Source organism: Clostridium tarantellae (genome assembly GCF_009295725.1).
GTDB classification, from domain to species: domain Bacteria; phylum Bacillota; class Clostridia; order Clostridiales; family Clostridiaceae; genus Sarcina; species Sarcina tarantellae.
On the sequence record NZ_WHJC01000464.1, the window covers coordinates 1 to 1709 of the forward strand.

2 protein-coding genes and 1 pseudogene are annotated in these 1709 nt (G+C 20.7%); all 3 read right to left on the bottom strand.

Features of this window, described 5'->3' with window-relative positions:
* Positions 1–215 (bottom strand): annotated as a pseudogene (locus GBZ86_RS15605) (O-unit flippase); the annotation flags it as partial.
* Positions 216–674: 459 nt separating this feature from the next.
* Positions 675–1238, bottom strand: coding sequence for a glycosyltransferase family 2 protein (locus GBZ86_RS15610; protein WP_170272293.1), 564 nt, complete (start codon positions 1236–1238; stop codon positions 675–677).
* A gap of 24 nt (positions 1239–1262) precedes the next feature.
* A partial coding sequence (locus tag GBZ86_RS15615; RefSeq protein WP_170272294.1) for a hypothetical protein occupies positions 1263–1709 on the bottom strand: 447 nt, incomplete at its 5' end.

Below are 1709 nucleotides of genomic sequence, written 5' to 3' on the forward strand. Positions count from 1 at the left end.
AAACTTTTATATAATGAAAAAATTATAGCATTACCTACTCCCATTTCAACAATAGATAAATATGCTATTATATTTGTATATAATGAATTTAAACCTAACAACTCAACTCCTAATTTATTCAAAAAAGTTTTTCTTAAAAAAAACATAGGAAGAAACATTGTTATGTATGTAAAGGCACTTATGCTCGCATTTATCATTGCTTTTTTAGTTCTCATTTTTATCCCTCTAATTCTTAATGATTATTTGTTTTAAAAAATAATTAACTTCTATTTATGTAATTTTATCTTATATACCATATCTACAATATTTCTAAAATAAAAAAACATTATAATTTTACTTTTTTGGTAATTATTAAAGGAATATTTTATCATATGATTTTTTATATTTTTAGGAATTAATTTATATGCTTCTTACTTATTTTTATCTGCTAATCTACTATATATAGAAGTTAATTTATAAAACAATGTACTCACAGTTTTCATTACTATTTTCCTATATTTTTCCAAAAATTTCAAATTATTAATGTATTCAATCATTATATTAATACTCTTTATTATATCTTTAATATTCTTTATATTTGGCTTTTTAGTGATACTACCTAAATTTATTCTATAAGCATATATGACTAAATTTGTTCTCATTATTTTATTTTCTTTTTCACATAATAAACACTTTTAAAAAAATTCATGATCTTCATATGTAACATCTAATGTAAATTTAAGCTTATTTTTAATAATATATTCTCTTCTAAATAAACCCATACAGGAAATTACTTCATAATTTCCACTTTTAATTTCTTTCTTAAGAAAATTTAATCCATTTAATGCTTTATTATAATAAGCTTCATTAAAATGCTTTGTTGAACTAAATTGTTTTTTTTCATTATCATATCTATAATATGCACCTCTAATAATATCTAAATTATTTTTTTTACATTCATCATACATTTTCAGCACATAATCATCTAAAAGGAAATCATCACTATCTACAAAAAATATATATTCTCCTTTAGCATAATTAATCCCATCATTCCTTGCTTTTGATAGCCCTTCATTATTTTTATGTATAACTATTATAAAATCATATTTTTTATCATACTCATCACAAATAACTTTACTATTATCTTTTGATCCATCATTTATTAAAATAATTTCTTTGGGATTAATACTTTCGAGAAGTATACTCTCTATAAACTCATTCAAATATTTTTCAAAATTATATACTAGTACATTATTCATATACATGCTCCTTTCATGCAAAAGTTAGTATTTATTTAACCTCTTTGTCTGTAACCCTAAATAAATTCCAGTAATCATCCATAATAAATAACATTTCACTCCTGGCCCAAAAGGAGATAACTCTTCAAACAACCCATTAATTAACAATATAATATTTAATAAAATTATTAGCTTTCTAATTTTATTATTTTTATCTAATTTTCTATATCTATAAGCTATTATTAAAGGAAAAATTGATAATATAAATATAGGACAACTTCCTAATATTCCATAACTCATAAGAAGTGCTAAAGGAAATGATTCTAAATAAAATCTACCAGTTCCAATAAACATATTTTCAGAAAAATTTTCTTTAAAATAAATTATATGATCTATTCTTCCTGATGTAATAGCATTTAAAGTCAATGTACCTCTATTATTAAGTAAAATATTATTTATTAATAAATTATATAAATTTTCATTCATTAAGAT

Bases quoted from the DNA above. Each gene is read 5' to 3' on its own strand.
- GBZ86_RS15610 (WP_170272293.1), bottom strand. From the start codon at position 1,238: ATGAATAATGTACTAGTATATAATTTTGAAAAATATTTGAATGAGTTT.